The following is a 15,565-nucleotide window of genomic DNA, read 5'->3' as shown; positions in this document are numbered from 1 at the left end:
ATCTTCCTCTTTCCATTCCGATTCCGACAGGATTTCTGCTGAAGGAACGAACGCTTCCGGCTCCTGGATGGTAGTGTCGGTATCACTTTGTGCTATCTGTTCTTCGGCAAAATGCTGTTTGCCCAGTTTCAGAGTGATAATGAAGCTGCTTCCCTTGCCCGGTTCGCTTTCCACACGGATGGTACCGTGATGAAGTTCGATGATACCTTTTGTCAGAGCCAGTCCGATGCCTGTTCCGGCTCCGGTATTCAGTGAGTTCAGAAGTTCGGTCTGATAGAACCGGTCGAAGATTTTGTCAATTTCCGCAGCGGCGATACCCGTACCGGTATCCTTTATTTCGATGACGGCCTGGTCTTGCTCCTGCGAAACGTTGATGGAAATGGTATCTTCCTCTTTCGTATGTTTCAATGCATTGGACAATAGATTGTTGATGACCTTCTGCATCTGCTTTTGGTCATACCAGACTTCAATGTCATCTTTCTGCTTGTTGAACTTGAAATTAATTTGCTTGCTGCTTGCGTATTCAAGGAAGAGCAGATAATTCTCGTACAGGAAATCCACCAGGTTGTGCTTGCTTACCTTAATCTTCATATGCCCTTGCTCCTGTTTGCGGAAATCGAGCAGTTCCGTAATCAGTTCCCGCAACTGGAGACTGTTCTTATAGATTCCCAATACCTTATTATATATATTAGGAGTGAACGTCTGTACTTGCAGCAAAGTTTCCACCTGTCCCACGATAAGCGTTAGCGGCGTGCGGAATTCATGCGAGATGTTTGTAAAGAAACGCAGTTTCGACTGGTTCAGCGCTTCGAGGTCTTCGATATGTTTCTTTTCATATTTCAGGGACTCGCGGAGTTTGATTCGCGAATTGTAGTTCTGAATAAGGAACCATAGCAGGCTGATGGTGACAATGGTATAAATCAGGTAAGCCCACCATGTCTCATACCACGGTGGAAGTACAATAACGAGAAGTCTGGCTTCTTTGATTCCGTCCCGTTGTGATTTGATGACAAGCGTGTACTTGCCCGGATTCAGATTTGTATAAGTGATGAGCGTCTGCTTGCGGTATGTATGATTCCATTCGTTGGAGAAACCTTCCAGGCGATAGAGGATTTCATCCCTGTTGGCAGGGATAAAGTTGGAAGTGGCATATTCGATGGTAAACATCGACTGGTTCGCTTTCAGGCTAATCTCAGGCGTGTGGCAGATAGACTGTTCCAGAATTCCGGTTTCATCGCCGGGTACTACTTCCCTGCCGTTGACTATCAGGCGGGAAAGGATGATATTATAGGATTTCGGGGTAAAATGCAGTTTCTTTTCCCAGAAAGAAATCATTCCCTGAATACCGCCTAAGAATACTTCTCCATCGTGCGTGACGAACAGTGCGTTCTCATTGACAGCAGTCAGTGGGAATCCGTTTTCCGTACCGTAATTGTAGAACTTCTTGCTTGGATAGTCGAACTGCGAGAATCCTTGATTGGTAATCAATAACAAGTCTCCTTTCTGGATGGATGATTCGAGCACTTCGTAAATACAATCACTTGACAAACCGTCTTTCTGCACATCGAAGTTCTCGAAATCATTGCTCTCTTTGCGGTAACGGTCCAGTCCGCTGCCGGAAGTCGAGAACCATAAGTTCCCGTTGCTATCCTGCATGATATTGTTGATATTGTTGTTGCTGAGACTATTCGGAATAGCCGGGTTATGTGTGTAATTGGTGAGCGTATTGGTATCGAAGCAGTAGGAATAAACCCCTTCTCCGGTAGCTGCAATCCATAACGTGCCGTCTTTGTCGAAACAGAGACTTGCTACCATGCTGATGTCTCTTCCTGCTTTGGTTTCCTTGAAGAGTTGCCGGCAAGTGCCTGCTGCCGGGTCGAACAGGGTGACACCATTCTGTGTAGCGATAACCAGTTTGTCCTTGTATGGCACAATGTCACGCACAATATCTGATGGTAACGAAGTAGGGTCGCCCGCTTTCATGCGGTAGACTGTGAAACGATTCGTCCGTAGGTCGAGCTTATTCAATCCGCCAAGATGCGTGCCAATCCACATGATTTCATTAGCCCGGTCGTAATAGATTGCTTTTACATTGTTGTGCGAAATACTGTTCTTTCCTTCTTCGTGGCGATACCACCGGTACGTGTTGTCTTTGCGGTTGTATACGTTTACCCCGCCGCCTTCGGTACAAATCCACAGGTTGCCGTCCTTATCTTCCGTCATTCTTCCGACGATGGGGCTGCTCAGACCTTCTTTTTCGGTGTCACCCACCTTGTAGCGGGTATAGATCTCATATTCAGGATTGAAGTAATTGACTCCGCCGAAATAGGTCCCCAGCCAAAGCGTTCCCTGTTCGTCTTTGACAATACACCAAATGGAAGAGTGGGTGAGTCCGTCCGGTTTACCGGCATCGGCCATATAGAGTTGGAAATTGCCTGTACTTTTCTCGTAGCGGTTCAGTCCGTGGAACGTACCTATCCATAGATTACCTGAATTGTCTTCACAAAAACTTCTTACGAAGTCGGAACAGAGACTGTTTGCGTTTTTCGGGTCATGGCGGAAATTCTCGATGGAACCGTCTGTTTTGATACGGTAAAGTCCTTCTTCCCAGCTACCTATCCATAATTCTTTCGAAGAATCCTCATAGATACTGGTGATATTCCCTTTCGTGACAGGTTGTGAAATCGCCTTACTCTCCGAAAGGCAGTAAACGCCATTGCTGGTGGTTCCCATCCAAAGATTCTTCTTTTCGTCCAGGTGAAGGCAGGATAAAGTGATGTCTTTTCCGGCAAGGTGATAGAAAAGGTCGAAGTTCCCTGTGCTTTCGTTGTACACAAATACTTCCTCTCTCTTGCCGATATACAATTTCTCGTTATAGTAAATGGCGTCCACATTACCCTGAAGCAATGTCTTGAACCGTTGGGTAGTCAAATCAAACTCCGCCACACCGTCGGTGCAGAGAAGATATACTTTCCCGTTTTTGTTTCCCGTGATGCGCAGCACCGTATTGCTGAACAGGCTGTTCGGGTCGTTCTTTTTAAGTTTAAAACTTTTAATATCATTACCGTTATAGCGGTTGAGCCCCTCGCGTGTACCTATCCATATTATTCCCCGCTCGTCGATATATAAGCTGTTGACAGAGAACTGTGAAAGACCGTCATCCGTGGTCAAATGACTGAAAGTAATATTCTGACCTTGTGTGTGGACGGCGGCTACGCTTAAAAATAGCAGAAATAAAAGAGTTATTTTTCTCACTAATTCGTTCTTTTAAGGTATTACTATTGGCAAATATATCGTTTTTATTTCATTTCTGTGAACCTTATTAGAAGAAAGTAACTATATTTGTATCATTCAAACGAAAGATATATGAAAGTAAAGAAAATTAGTGCGGCTAACGTGGAGGCTTGCTCGCTTCCTAAATTATTCGATGAAGAAAAAATTGATTTTCAACCCATTCAGTGCGTCAACTGGGCTGAATATCCTTACAAACCCAAAGTAAATTTCCGCATAGCTCACACGCAGGACTCTATTTTATTGCATTTCAAGGTAAAAGAAGAGAGTGTACGTGCCAGGTATAGCGAGGATAACGGTTCTGTATGGACAGATTCTTGTGTGGAATTTTTCTCCATACCGGCGGGTGACGGAATCTATTATAATATAGAGTGTAACTGTATCGGAACGATCCTGATTGGTGTCGGACCTGCCCGCAACGGTCGCGAGCATGCTCCGAAGGACGTGACAGCACTTGTACAACGCTGGTCTAGTTTGGGCAATGCGCCTTTTGAAGAACGCGTTGAAGAGACTAATTGGGAAGTCGCCCTGATTATCCCTTATGCTGTATTCTTCAAGCATCAGATTGATTCACTCGATGGAAAGGAGATAAAAGCTAATTTCTACAAATGTGGTGACGAATTAAAAACTCCTCATTTCCTTTCATGGAATCCGATAGAGATTGAACAGCCGGACTTCCATCGTCCCGATTTCTTCGGTACACTGGAATTTGAATAGTCATCTTAACGATAATGCGTCATCCATCTGTAAAAAAGAAGGGTGACGCTTTTCTTTTGCATCACCCTTTCCTTTATAGATAGTAACTTTGTTTATTTCACAATACCTCTTTCCGAGTTCTTCACGAAGTTTACGATTGTTTCGATTTCCTCGCTCATCGGCACTTGGTCGATAATCTTCTGTACCGCATCCTGAACGCTGAAATTGCCTTGATAAATCAGGCGGTAAGCATTGGCAATGTGACGCAGGATTCTTTCCGACGTGTTGCGATGTTGTGACAGAACTACGGCGTTCACTCCGTGGTATGCCACCGGATTTCCGGACATGATGACATATGGCGGTACATCTTTGGATATACGGCATCCGCTTTGTACAAGCGTCCAGCTGCCGATGTGGCAGTATTGATGCAGAGTGACGTTACCGCTCAGGATAACGCAATCGTCCAGTGTACATTCTCCTGCGATAGTGGTACCGATACCTACCACGCAGTTGTTGTTAATCTGCACGTCATGGCATAGATGCACTTTATCCATCAGGTAGTTGCCGTTCCCTATTTTAGTAGCGTTTCCGGCAAAAGTGGCGCGGCTGATAACTACATTTTCACGAATATCATTGTTATCCCCGATAATCAGGCTGCTCTCTTCTCCCGTATAGTGGAAATCTTGCGGTTCCGCTCCCAGGACAGCATTTTGATGTACTTTGTTTCCTTTTCCCATTTTAGTACCTTGCAGGATACTGGCATAAGACATGATGACACAGTCATCTCCGATTTCCACATTCTTTTCGATGTAGGCAAACGGCAGGACAGTTACGTTCTTGCCTAGTTTTGCTTCGGGGTCTACGTAAGCTAACGGACTAATCATAATAGTATAAGTTTAAAGTTATTCTTATCTTCCACCACCCAATGCCTGATAAAGGCTTACTACAGCCTGCATTTGGTCAAAACAATCGGAAACCTGAGAGATTTGCGCGCTCAGGTATGACTGTTGTGCAGACAGTACTTCCAGATAGGTTGAAGTCCCTAAGTTAAACAATTCTTTTGTATCTTCCGAAGCTTTTTTGGCAGATTCTACCTGCATCCGGCGGGATTCCACCTTTTCACTGGTCTTTTGGTATAAACTTAGCGCATTGCTGACTTCACTTCCGGCATTCAACAGTGCTTGCTGGAAGGAGAGCTTCGCCTGTTCTTCCTGAGCTTTGGCAGCTTTCAGGCGGGCGATATTCTGGCCGCGGTAGAAGAGCGGCTGAGTCAGTGAACCGATGGCGGAAGCCAACAGCTTGCCCGGATTGATTATCGCGCTTCCGGCACTGTTTGTCCATCCTGCCGAACCGCTAAGTGTAATCTGCGGATAGAAAGCGGCACGTGCCGAGTTTGTATTATAATAGCAGCTTGCCAAAGACATCTCGGCAGCTTTTACGTCCGGACGGTTGGATAACAACTGGATAGGTATGCCTGCGGAAAGTTCCGTGGGAAGTACTTGTGCTTCCAATACACCACGCTTGATGGCGTGGGGAGCTTCTCCCAGGAAGGTGGACAGGGCATTTTCCGTTTCGCGGATGCTCTGTTCGATACCCGGAATACTGGCAAGTACCTGTGCATAAGCAGCCTTGCTTTGTTCAACTCCTGCCGAGTTGATATTGTACATGGCAGCTTCTTTCATCGCTTCCATCGTTTCCGCGTTCTTTTTCAGGATTTCAGCCGTAGCCTTGGTTATTTCCAACTGGCGATCTAACATCATTAATGTATAATACATATTGGCGACATTGGAGATAACCTGTGTCTGTACTGCCTGACGGTAAGCCTTCACCTGCTTCAGGGTAACCTGCGCATTTCGTTTGGAGTTCAGCAACTGGCCGAACAAATCGACCTGCCAACTGGCTGTCACAGGCAATGAGTACGTTTTTGTAGCTGCGTTCTTGTCAAAGCTGCTGATTGTCCCTTGCGGAGACAATCCCAATGACGGGGCATAAGCCAGGCGTGCCGACATCAGGGACGCTTCCGCCGCTTTCACATTCTGGGCGGCTGACAAGAGGTCAGTGTTTTGTTTCAGTCCCGTTTCGATGAGAGACTGGAGTTGCGGGTCGGTGAAGACTTCTCTCCACGGCAGGTTACCGAAGTTGGCGGTATCCGACACCAGTGTATCATTCTCCGCTACCGGATCACGATACAGGCCGGAGGTTGTAACGTCTTCGGGTCTGTCATACGACTTATAGATGTGGCAACTGCTCAGGAGAGCAGTTGCGCACAACATATATAGAATCTGTTTCTTCATATCGAATTTCATTATTTAGCGTATTGTTCAATCTCAGTTACGGCATCCGTATTGTCAATATCTTCCCATTCCATCGGTTTCACCTTCTCTTGCAAGTACTGGAAGATTACGAACAGCGCAGGAACGATGAAAATCTGACAAATCATACCGATTAACATACCGCCGATAGAAGCAGTACCCAGTGTACGGTTACCATGAGCACCTACACCGAAGGCAAACATCAACGGAAGCAGTCCGACTACCATCGCCAAAGATGTCATCAGGATAGGACGGAGACGGGCACCGGCACCCAGTACGGCTGCCCATGTAATGCTCATACCCATCTTACGACGGTCGAGGGCGAACTCTACAATCAGGATGGCGTTCTTCGCCAACAGACCCATCAACATGATTAACGCAATCTGCATGTAGATGTTGTTGGACATCGTGCCGAGAATCATCTTCAACATCGAGATATTACCGATGGCACTTACTCCGTTCACGAACAGGAAGCTGCCCAGCAGACCGAACGGAACTGACAGCAATACCGCCAACGGAAGTATGTAGCTTTCATACTGTGCACTCAGCAACAGGTAAACGAATACGAAGCAGAGGATGAAAATCAATCCGGTAGCGCTTCCACTGCTCTGTGCCTCTTCACGTGCCATACCACCCAGTTCGTAGGTATAACCTGCCGGAAGATTCTGGGCAGCTACTTCCGCCAATGCAGTCAGTGCCTGTCCGGATGTATAACCACTGGCAGGAGCTACCATCACTTTCATGGAAGTGTAAAGGTTGAAACGGCTGATGATATCCGGCCCATATACTTTATCAATAGTAATGAATTGGGCGATAGGAGCCATTTCGCCGGCATTGTTGCGCACCTTGATATTCTTCAGCGATTCCATATTCTTACGCGATAACGGGTCTGCCTGAATCATTACACGGTACATCTTACCGAAACGGTTGAAGTTGGATGCATACAGACCGCCGTAATATCCCTGCATGGTAGTAAGGATGTCACTCGGGCTGATGCCTGCTTTCTTACAAGCCGCCGCGTCAATGTCAATCATATATTGCGGGAAGTTCGGGTTGAACGTTGTCTTTGCCGAGTTGATTTCAGGACGGGCTTCTAGTGCGGCCGTATAGTCGTTGACTACGTCGAAGAACTTGTTCAGGTCGCCACCCGTCTTATCCTGCATGTTCACCTCGATATCTGTAGATGCCGAATAACCCGGAATCATCGGCGGAGCAAAGAACAATACCTGTGCTTCCTTGATGATTTTTTGTGCACGCATATATAAGGAACCTACTACGACGTCGGAGTTCTGTATCATCGAACGTTCGTCCCAGTCTTTCAGCTTGATGATGAAAGAACCGTAGGACGGTCCCTGTCCACCGATGAAACTGAAACCGGAAATCAATGTGCGTGAAGCCACGGCAGGGTCGGCGGCAATCAGGCTGTCTACACGTGCGAGAATCTCTTCCGAGTGGTCTTGTGATGTGCCCGGCGGCAAAGTTACGGCTCCCATCAGCGTACCGGTATCTTCGTTCGGCACCATACCTGTCGGAGTGGTGTTCATGAAGAACATAAGCAATACGATGGAAGCAACGACCAGTCCCATGGACAACCACTTCTTCTGGATGAAGAACAGTACACGCTTCTTATACCGTTTCAGGATAGATTCATACGTATCGTTGAACCTGTTCTTGAATTTATCCGTGCTCATTCCGATGAGTGCCAAGATACTGAGAAGTATGAAGATGGCAGTAATTACCGGATTGATATTGAAAAGTCCGAAAATCATACCGAGAATGGCAATAAGTATGAATGTAAGCGTAATTCCCGGATGCAACATCTTTCCGATAGCCTCGGTATATCTTTTTATCATCGTTGTATGAGCTGCCTTATAAGCAGTTTTCATACGCTCTTTCAAAGGCGGAACCTCCTCGGAATCTTCCCCTTCCTTCTTGTGCGGTTTCAGAAGAACGGCACACAAGGCGGGACTTAATGTCAAGGCGTTCAAGGCGGACAGACCGATAGCGATGGCCATTGTCATACCGAACTGGCGGTAGAATGTTCCTGCCGTTCCACCCATGAAACTTACCGGAACGAACACAGCCATCATGACCAGTGTAATAGATACGATAGCGCCACCCAACTCGTTCATCGCGTCAATGGAAGCCAGACGGGCGGAAGTGTAGCCCTGGTCAAGCTTGGCATGTACACCCTCGACGACCACAATGGCGTCGTCGACCACAATCGCAATGGCGAGCACAAGCGCGCATAACGTCAGCAAGTTCAAACTGAATCCTACTAAAGACAATACGAAGAATGTACCGATAAGGGCTACCGGAATGGCAATAGTCGGAATCAATGTGGAACGTAAGTCCTGCAAGAAGATGTATACTACGATAAATACCAGTATAAATGCCTCAATCAATGTTTTCAATACCTCATGGATAGAAGCGAACAAGAAGTCGTTGGCATTCATGGAAACGTTTATCTTCAAGCCGGCAGGCAGTGATTTGGACGCTTCATCCAATAGTACCTGGATGTCACTGATAGTCTGTGTAGCGTTCGTTCCCGCCATCTGATAAACGATACAGGTTACGGCCTTATGACCGTTTACACGGTTGGTAAAGTTGTATCCCAAACGGTCTAACTGGATTTCGGCGATATCGTTCAGGCGGAGCACTTCACCGTCGGGCAAAGACTTGATGACGATATTCTCGAACTCTTCCGGCTGTTGCAGACGTCCTTTGTAACGGATGGTGTATTGGAAAGTCTGGTTACTGCGTTCACCGAATTGTCCCGGAGCAGCTTCCACATTCTGTTCTGCCAAGGCTGCGGATACGTCGCCCGGAACGAGCTTGTATTGTGCCATTACATCCGGACGCAACCAGATTCGCATGGAGTAGTCCTGCCCCATCACAGAGGCGTCACCTACACCCGGCACACGCTGGACTTGCGGAATCAGGTTGATTTTTGCGTAGTTCTCGATAAATGCTTCCGTGTATGTATCGGTTTCGTCGTAAAGGGAGAATACCACCAGCATGGAAGTCTGGCGTTTCTGTGTTGTCACGCCGACTTTGGTAACTTCAGCAGGAAGCAATCCCTGTGCCATGGATACACGGTTCTGCACGTTGACGGCAGCCATGTCCGGGTCTGTTCCCTGTTTAAAATAGATGGATATATCACCGGCACCCGTATTGGATGCGTTAGAGGTCATATACATCATATTTTCCACACCGTTGATTTGTTCCTCAAGCGGAGCGATCACGGAGTTCAATACGGTTGATGCGCTTGCACCCGTATAAGTCGCCCTTACCGACACGGTAGGGGGCGCGATGTCCGGATACTGGGTGATAGGCAGTGTTGCCAGTCCGATGGCACCCAGAATGACTATCAAGATGGAAATAACGGTTGATAGTACCGGACGGTTAATAAAATTATCTAATTTCATACGGTTATCTAAGTTATTAATTGAAAGCAGTAGCTAAATTTCCTTCGCGTTGGTCTTTCAAATGCTGTTGATAGTTCGCTTCTTTCTGGGCGGGTGTGATAGGTTGTATAGTCTGGCCGTCCTTCAAAGTCTGTACGCCTTCGATAACGATTTTGTCTCCTGCGTTCAAACCGGAAGTAACGAGATAATCTTTTCCGTTATCCAGGTTGAAGATACCGATTTCCGTATATTTCACCGTATTGTCCGGTTGCAGGACGTAAACGAACTTCTTGTCTTGGATTTCTTGAGTTGCAGACTGCGGGATGCTGATAACATTATCCATCGTGTATGGAATCAGCACGTTTGCCGTACCGCCGCTGCGCAGGATGTGTTCCTTGTTCGGGAAGATAGCGCGCATGCTTACAGAACCGGTACTCTGGTCGATAACCCCTGTGATGGCGTCTACTTTACCTTCAATGCTGTATTCGGTACCGTCAATCAACTGTAACTTAATGGCCGGTATTTTGCTGATTTCTTCTTTGATAGTGCTTCCTGACTTTGTCATGGCCAACAACTCTTTTTCTGTCATAGAGAAATATACGTATACCTCTTCGATTTCAGAAACGGTAGTCATCGGAGTAGCGATGGAAGGGCTGACCAATGCTCCCAGGCGATAAGGAATATCGTTGATTACACCGTCAGAAGGACTCTTCACCTGCGTGAAAGAGAGGTTTTGTTGAGCGGTGGTCAACTGTGCCTGGGCTTGTGCCAGTTGTGCCTGAGACTGTGCCAATGTGTTTTCAGCCATTGACAGGTCATAGTCACTGATGATGTTCTTTTTGTTCAGTTCACGTTTGTTGTCCACTGTGATCTGCTGGGTACGTACGGCTGCTTCTGCCGTTGCAACTGCTGCTTTGGCTGTGCGTACCGCCGCTTCGTATTGGGTGGGGTCAACGATGAACAAAACTTGTCCTTTGCGCACGCTTGCCCCTTCGTCTACACACAATTTGGTGATGAAACCGGAAACCTGCGGGCGGATTTCTACGTCTTGTTTACCTTTAATGGTAGCCGGATAAGCTGTCGTTAGATTTGCAGTTGACTTTTGTAACTCTTGTACTGCATATTCCGGGGCTTTTCCCGTGTCATTGCCCTTATTGCCGCAACTGGAGAGAAGGGCTAAGCAAAATGCAAATAAAACAATTCTACTTTTCATACTTCTTATTTATCTGTTTTTTAAAATTATGCGTTTTGTTGCACGTGTGTCATTCTCTTGTATAGAGGGGGGATTTAAGGAATAAAAGCCGGAAACTAATTCCATTAAATCAGTTTCCGGCTGCAAAAGTACTTTAAATTCGGTATTCTTGTACTCTGATACCGTGTTTTTTAACTATGTTTTTTACTTCATTACTTCAGTTTATGAGATACGGGTGTCATTATGAAACTGAATTCATAATCCTGATAGGGAAGGCGATACTTTTCAAGTGGTATAGCTCCCCAACTGTTGACGCATGCCAGTCCTGTCTGTACCTTGTCAATGCAGAAGTTTGTAAAGTTTGCTTTTTCAACTTCCGGTGAGTGGCGCTGGTCTTTAGCGTCGCCGTCATCCAGTGATTCGATGGTATAGTTCAGTGCAGAAGCGGAGAACGGAGCTTCAGAAACGAACTGCAAGCCGTTGCCACCGATGTTCAGTAGTCTCCACCAACGGATGTCGGTCTTTGTTCCTGTTTCCTGCGGACGGATATACGGATAGAACTGTTCTTCTACCGTCTGGCGGTATTTGCCAAGTTTGGCACCGTGGTTACGGTCGGAATAGTTCTCTACCGGGCCACGTCCGTAATATTCTACCTCGTTGAAGTTGACAGGCATACGCATCTGCATACCGAAGCGGAACATTTCAGAAACCTTCTTGCTCTTGTCAGCTTCCATTCTCTGGGTGACTTTCACTGCTCCCTTATTATTAATGGTATAAGTGAGGAATAATTTTCCGCCTACCGACTTCATGTCATATTCTGCGCGAACCACAGCCTGGTCGGTTTCGACAGCGTGTTTCAGGGAAGTAAGTTTCAGTTCCGGATTCTTCCATACTGCGTATTTGCGTTGCAATCCTGCTCCGAAATCATTATCGGTCGGCGCACGCCAGAAGTTGGGAGTCAGTTCGCTGCCGTCTTCCATCATCTGCATTCCGTTCACGTCGTAACGGCAGAGATAACCGTTGTGCTTGTTGAAGTCCATAGAGAAGTTTTCGCCTTTCACAATCAGGTAGTTCCGGTCGTTGTCCAGAATAGAGGGCACAATAACCGGAAGATTGGAAGCCTGTACGTTTTCCAGTTTGAGTTCCGGTGCTTTGTAGTCGCGGATGCTCAACTGCTCGTAAGCGATGGCAGTTCCTGCCGGCAACAGCGTTTCGGCGGCTTTCAGTTTATAGCTGACATTGAGCAGCAACTCCTTGCAAGGACAGATATTCTTCGTATCAATCGGGAGTTGTACTTTTACAGTTTGTTGGGGCGCTACTTTCAGGTCGGATACGATGCCTGTCTGCACCACTTCCCCGTTTGCCAGTAACTGCCATTCCATATAGTATGCCGACAGGTCACGGAAGAAGTATTCGTTGAAGATGTTGATTTCACCTTTGGCGAGGTCGGCGGGAGTAGTCCATATGTCCTGATAGAAATAAGCCACTTCGTAAGCATGCGGATTAGGCACGCGGTCGGGGCTGATTAAACCGTTGTCGTTGAAGTTGTTGTCCGATCCGTCATATTTGTTGAAGTCGCCTCCGTAGCCATAAATATCTACTCCGTCTTTGTTTTTCCAGTGGCAGGACTGGTCTACGAAGTCCCAGATAAATCCGCCCTGGTATTTCGGATACTTGCGGATGATGTCCCAGTATTCCTTGAATCCGCCTTGGGAGTTACCCATCGCGTGTGCGTATTCACATTGGATCAACGGTTTCTGAATGTCGCCTTCACAGTATTTGATGCAGGCTTCATAGCCATAATACATAGGACAGAAGATGTCTGTAAATTCACTGGTGCGTGCCTGTTCGTATTGTACGGCACGTGTCTTGTCCTCATTCTTGATCCAAGTGTAGCATTTTTCAAAGTTCGGCCCCATGCCGGCTTCGTTACCCAGTGACCAGAAAATGATGGACGGGTGATTATAGCCGCGCTGTACGTTACGCTGGTTGCGTTCCATATGAGCTTTGGCGTAGATCGGGTTCTTTGCCAGTGTCTGGTCGCCATATCCCATTCCGTGGGATTCCACGTTGGCTTCAGCCACTACATAGATACCATATTGGTCGCAAAGGTCATACCAGCGGTTGTCGTCCGGATAGTGGCAGGTACGTACGGCGTTGATATTAAGTTCCTTCATTACCTTGATGTCCTGCAACATACGTTCGAGGGAAACCACATAACCGCCATCCGGATCCATTTCGTGACGGTCGGCTCCCTTGAAGAGTACCGGCTGACCGTTTACAAGTATCTGTCCGCCTTTCAGCTCAATCTTGCGGAAACCAACCTTGACGGGAATTACCTCTACTGTGCTGTTCCCGTTTTTTAGGGTGGCGGTCAGTGTATAAAGATAGGGTGTTTCGGCCGTCCATTTGGTAGGATTGGAGATATTCAGTGTAGTGTTCAGTTTGCCCGAACCTTTCAGGTCGGCGGTAGCTATATTGTTACCTTGGGCATCTGTCAGGTCTAAAGTAACAGTTCCGTTTCCTTTCAGGTCAACGGCAATATCCAACGTAGCGTCTTTATACTGGCTGTCCAGATCAGGCGTTACACGGATGTCCTGGATATATTTTTTGTCGCGTGCGTAAAGATAGCAGTCGCGTCCTACGCCGGAGTAGCGGAAGAAGTCCTGATCTTCCAGATAACTGCCGTCACACCAGCGGAATACCTGGAAAGCGATCACATTCTTGCCCGGTTTCAGGTAGTTGGTCAGGTTGAATTCTGCTTCCAGTTTGCTGTCTTCGCTATATCCTACGTAGCGTCCGTTCACCCAGAGGTACATATTGGAAGTGACCGAACCGAAGTGGGCGAAAATCTCTTTTCCTTTCCAGTCAGCAGGCAGGATGATTTCTTTCCGGTAAGAGCCTACGTGGTTGTTTTCTGTCGGAACGTACGGCGGGTTGTTCTTGAACTGACTTCTCCAGGCATATCCTACATTTACGTAGATAGGGTCGCCGTAGCCGTTCAATTCCCATACGCCGGGAACTTGAAGGTCGTCCCATCCTTTGTCATTGAAATTTGTCTGGTAAAAGTCGGTCGGACGTGCTTCGGCATGTCTCACCCAGTTGAATTTCCAAAGACCGTTCAGGGTCATGAAATTCGCGGAATTTTCTTTGATGCCGGCCTTAGCTTCATCAGCCGATGCGTAAGCAAAGTAATTAGTGTGCATAGCGGAGCGGTTTACGGAATTCACTTCCGGGTCTTTCCACTCATTGAAGCTTTGCGCTTGAATCGCTGTCAGTCCCAATGCAGCCAAGCAGCAGGAGAGTAGTTGTTTCTTCATGGGTTTTTTGTATTAGGTTTGAATTTCGGGAGCCAAAGATAAGGATTATTTTAATGAGGGAAGGGCAAAAAATCATTCAATTAAGGCTAGTTTTTAATAAATTAAGCATGTTGTCGGTATTAATCTATACTTATTATCAACGATGAAGCGGGTAATCAATCTATTACTATTATTCGGTGTAATAAAATGAATAAGGTGGAAAGTGAGAATGTTGTGGCCGATAAAAACGTTCAGTTGACCGATATGCTAGTCGATATGTTGACCGATATTAATAGGGCGAAATTAGAGGAACTCTCCAATTATCTTATTTCTCATGGGCGGATAGACAATGCGACCCTTGAGTGTAATACTTGTTCCGGTCAATTCTACTACTAAATAATAAAAGTGAAAAACAGCTTTCAGCTTTCAGTCCTTCAAAAAAGCCCCTTTTCATCGAAAGTTTCGGCTGAAAGCGCACCTGAATGCAAAAGTACATAATTGGGGCTTCTGTTTTGATTCTATATCTACTTGTAACAAAGGTTCTGTTTTAGCAAAACGGAGCTTGCTTTTCATTCAATCAGAGCCTCTGTTTCACCAAGATAGAGCCTCTGTTCTGTTCAGCCCACGTGCCGATGAGTTTCAGCTCACAGATAAGTAATCCTAAGCCCACGTGCCATCCACTTTAGGCCACGTGCTGAATATATAGATTTACCGGCAAGCCTGAAAGCGCTGAATGCACTCCCCCCTGATTACAACACACTACAGCTGGGGATGTCTTTTTTCGCTTTCAGTCGCTATCTCCTTATAGCAAGGCGTTTGCAGACAAAACTGAAACGACTGAAACCGGATAATAGCGTAAAAATTCAATAAGAGGGTTTGGACAAGATTAGACCCGCATAGCTGAATAATTGAAGTCAATTTCTTTATATTTAACACTTCAGTTGACTGATTTTTGTACTTGAAGCAATCAACTCCAGTACTTCAATCATCATTCTCTTGTACCGGAGTTGTTCATCTGTAGTACTTCAATCGCACATATATAGTATATACTATTCATTCAAGCTCATTATATCTGATATGGTTTGCCTGAATCAGTAGCCTATATTTTATTTACTATTTACTCGTTGGATGATGTCAGCATCCACATCTTCTGCTGCATCCAGACTTTTACAGTTCATTCTCGGACGTAAGCAACCGAGAACACCTGACTGCACCGACAATCCTTTATTCATGTTTGTATTCGTTTTAGGCAATAAAACTAATTATATTAGCGGGAAAAGGACATAAAAAATTCATGGCGATTGTTTATTGTCCTAAGCTTCCCTTTCGTTTTTTAATAAATTAGCTAGAAAGTGTGGTGTTTATTGG

Annotated in this window: 8 protein-coding genes; 1 reads left to right on the top strand and 7 read right to left on the bottom strand. The window is 46.2% G+C overall.

Annotated features, from left to right (window positions below; genetic code table 11):
* On the bottom strand, window positions 1-3,255 hold a 3,255-nt coding region (locus tag AB5443_RS20620), incomplete at its 3' end, for a two-component regulator propeller domain-containing protein (RefSeq protein ID WP_368119634.1).
* A 111-nt stretch (window positions 3,256-3,366) separates the two neighbouring features.
* Between AB5443_RS20620 and AB5443_RS20615 the strand changes: the two genes are divergently transcribed.
* Window positions 3,367-4,008 carry a carbohydrate-binding family 9-like protein gene (locus AB5443_RS20615; protein ID WP_022137038.1) on the top strand — a complete coding sequence of 214 codons (642 nt, stop codon included), beginning with the start codon at window positions 3,367-3,369 and terminating at the stop codon, window positions 4,006-4,008.
* A 92-nt stretch (window positions 4,009-4,100) separates the two neighbouring features.
* Here AB5443_RS20615 and lpxA read toward each other — a convergent pair whose 3' ends face one another.
* The 6 genes from lpxA to AB5443_RS20585 all read right to left on the bottom strand — a co-directional run bounded on the left by lpxA (window position 4,101) and on the right by AB5443_RS20585 (window position 15,429).
* Window positions 4,101-4,871, bottom strand: coding sequence for an acyl-ACP--UDP-N-acetylglucosamine O-acyltransferase (lpxA, locus tag AB5443_RS20610; RefSeq protein ID WP_022137037.1), 771 nt, complete (start codon window positions 4,869-4,871; stop codon window positions 4,101-4,103).
* A gap of 24 nt (window positions 4,872-4,895) precedes the next feature.
* Window positions 4,896-6,281: a TolC family protein gene (locus AB5443_RS20605; RefSeq protein WP_044653302.1), complete on the bottom strand. Its 1,386-nt coding sequence runs from the start codon at window positions 6,279-6,281 to the stop codon at window positions 4,896-4,898.
* An 11-nt stretch (window positions 6,282-6,292) separates the two neighbouring features.
* Window positions 6,293-9,727 (bottom strand): efflux RND transporter permease subunit, encoded by a 3,435-nt coding sequence (locus tag AB5443_RS20600; RefSeq protein ID WP_368114245.1) that lies wholly within the window; start codon window positions 9,725-9,727, stop codon window positions 6,293-6,295.
* A 16-nt stretch (window positions 9,728-9,743) separates the two neighbouring features.
* Window positions 9,744-10,919, bottom strand: a complete 1,176-nt coding sequence (locus AB5443_RS20595) for an efflux RND transporter periplasmic adaptor subunit (protein ID WP_022137034.1) — start codon at window positions 10,917-10,919, stop codon at window positions 9,744-9,746.
* 191 nt (window positions 10,920-11,110) lie between these two features.
* Complete coding sequence (locus AB5443_RS20590) at window positions 11,111-14,218, bottom strand: glycoside hydrolase family 2 TIM barrel-domain containing protein (protein ID WP_368114246.1); 3,108 nt, start codon at window positions 14,216-14,218, stop codon at window positions 11,111-11,113.
* 1,085 nt (window positions 14,219-15,303) lie between these two features.
* Window positions 15,304-15,429: a hypothetical protein gene (locus AB5443_RS20585; RefSeq protein ID WP_277131659.1), complete on the bottom strand. Its 126-nt coding sequence runs from the start codon at window positions 15,427-15,429 to the stop codon at window positions 15,304-15,306.
* Window positions 15,430-15,565 lie beyond the last annotated feature (136 nt).

Origin of the sequence: Bacteroides sp. RTP21281st1_H5_RTP21281_210402, from assembly GCF_040918965.1 — a bacterium.
GTDB classification, from domain to species: domain Bacteria; phylum Bacteroidota; class Bacteroidia; order Bacteroidales; family Bacteroidaceae; genus Bacteroides; species Bacteroides congonensis.
The sequence above is the reverse complement of the archived record's forward strand: the minus strand, read 5'-3'. Positions and strand labels throughout refer to the sequence as shown.

What these genes read in the sequence shown, in the direction of transcription:
- AB5443_RS20615 (WP_022137038.1), top strand. Translation starts at nt 3,367, where the DNA reads ATGAAAGTAAAGAAAATTAGTGCGGCTAACGTGGAGGCTTGCTCGCTT.
- AB5443_RS20600 (WP_368114245.1), bottom strand. Translation starts at nt 9,727, where the DNA reads ATGAAATTAGATAATTTTATTAACCGTCCGGTACTATCAACCGTTATT.
- AB5443_RS20605 (WP_044653302.1), bottom strand. Translation starts at nt 6,281, where the DNA reads ATGAAGAAACAGATTCTATATATGTTGTGCGCAACTGCTCTCCTGAGC.
- lpxA (WP_022137037.1), bottom strand. Translation starts at nt 4,871, where the DNA reads ATGATTAGTCCGTTAGCTTACGTAGACCCCGAAGCAAAACTAGGCAAG.
- AB5443_RS20590 (WP_368114246.1), bottom strand. Translation starts at nt 14,218, where the DNA reads ATGAAGAAACAACTACTCTCCTGCTGCTTGGCTGCATTGGGACTGACA.
- AB5443_RS20585 (WP_277131659.1), bottom strand. Translation starts at nt 15,429, where the DNA reads ATGAATAAAGGATTGTCGGTGCAGTCAGGTGTTCTCGGTTGCTTACGT.
- AB5443_RS20595 (WP_022137034.1), bottom strand. Translation starts at nt 10,919, where the DNA reads ATGAAAAGTAGAATTGTTTTATTTGCATTTTGCTTAGCCCTTCTCTCC.